General features: G+C 49.1%; 2 protein-coding genes. Both read left to right on the top strand.

Going from position 1 to position 1,748, the window contains the following annotated elements; translation table 11 throughout:
• Positions 1-177: 177 nt before the first annotated feature.
• Positions 178-1,476 (top strand): ISNCY family transposase, encoded by a 1,299-nt coding sequence (locus EH55_RS12835; protein ID WP_051682922.1) that lies wholly within the window; start codon positions 178-180, stop codon positions 1,474-1,476.
• Positions 1,477-1,559: 83 nt separating this feature from the next.
• Positions 1,560-1,748: terminase small subunit (locus tag EH55_RS12830; RefSeq protein ID WP_037978648.1), on the top strand; the 189-nt coding region annotated here is incomplete at its 3' end.

Genomic DNA, 1,748 nt, shown 5'->3' with positions numbered 1-1,748 from the left:
TTGTAAGAATGTCTGTTATTTTCAAGGCAGGTGGACACAGTCAGAAGCTGTGYCCASCTGTGCCTTGAAAATAACAGACATTCTTACAAGAGTCAAGATTCCTGCCTTCTCGTGTTGTTGTTCTGTGATAATGTCACCCTCTAATCGTTCTGAGATAATGTCACTATGAGGCAGATCATGATGAGTATGACAAACGATGAAGCGAGAAGGGTAAGGATTATAGGAGCCGCGTCATCAGGCTTAGTGACTAATGGTGAGGCATCTGAACAGCTTGGTATTTCTATAAGACAAATCATAAGGCTAAAAGCCAGCTTTGCCAGAAACGGCGCAAGGGGGATGGTGCATGGAAACGCGGGACGGAAGCCGAGGCACGCTCTTTCAGATGAGGTTAAAACGAGGATTGTCGAGCTGTTTGAGGGGAGGTATTTTGACTATAATTTCTCTCATTTCACTGAACGCCTGAACGAAGCGGAGGGAATGTCTGTGAGCCGTTCTTCGGTGTTCCGTGTGCTTAAAGGAGCCGGTATAAAGAGCAAGAAGGCGGTGAAGCATAAAGCAAAACAGCACCGGCCGCGTCCAAGGAAGACGACCGCCGGTATTATGTGGCAGACCGATGCAAGCAGACACAAGTGGTTTGGTGAAGAACACGGATATGCAACTTTGCACGCATATATAGACGATGCGACAGGGGTCGTTACAGGGGCGTTCTTTACTGAAACTGAATGTATGCGCGGCTATGCCGCGGCGCTGGAACAAGGGATGCTTGCATATGGATTGCCTCTGTCCATATACAGCGACCGCCATACTATATTCCGTTCGCCCAAGGAGTTGACCGACGATGAGATTTTGAGCGGAACGGAGCTGCCGCTGTCAAACTTCGGCAAGGCGCTGTATGAGCTTGGTATAAAGCAGATAACGGCGCACAGCCCTCAGGCCAAGGGACGTATAGAAAGGCTCTGGAATACATTTCAGGACAGGCTCATCGCCGAATTGAGGTTTTCATCCATCACAAACATCGCTGACGCTAATAAGATGATAGCGGAAGGTTTTATCAGCGACTATAACCGCAGGTTTGCAGTGCTGCCGCATGAGGACGGTAGCGCCTGCATGCCTTTTGACAGAAGCATCGATCTCGGACTTGTTTTCTCCATAAGGGACACGAGAAGGGCCGGCGGGGGGAATACCATATCATACAAAGGGGAGATATATACTCCAGAGGATGAAAAGAGCCCCGTATTTGTTCGTGGAAGAATACTGGAAGTCAGGGAAACCTTTGACGGGGCCGTTTACGTCATACAAAACGGCATGCCAGTCCTAATGAAGAAGGTGTTTAGGGCGCAAAAAGCGATCGATGTAGGCGTGAAAAAGAAAGCAGGCGCTGTGTCACCACACAAGCCTGCTTCGGACCACCCCTGGCGGGGTGGATTTAAAATCAAACCTGCTATATATAATAACACACAAACAGGGAGGGAGTGACATTTTCTCAGAACAATTAGGGTGACATTTTCTCTGGTTATTGACACAGACTATAGACGATTTATTGAAAGGAGGCGGTAATGATGGCGCTCAGTGAGATGCAGGAGCGGTTTTGTCAGTTTTACGTCGGCGAATGCAGGGGCAACGGCACTGAGGCCGTCGTCCGCGCCGGCTATACAGAGAATAGGAGTTCCGCCGCCGTCATCGCCAGTCAGAACTTAAGAAAGCTTAATATTATCAGGCGTATCAACGATTTGCGGCGCGAAGCGCTG

Source organism: Synergistes jonesii (assembly GCF_000712295.1).
Classification (GTDB): domain Bacteria; phylum Synergistota; class Synergistia; order Synergistales; family Synergistaceae; genus Synergistes; species Synergistes jonesii.
The sequence above is the reverse complement of the archived record's forward strand: the minus strand, read 5'-3'. Positions and strand labels throughout refer to the sequence as shown.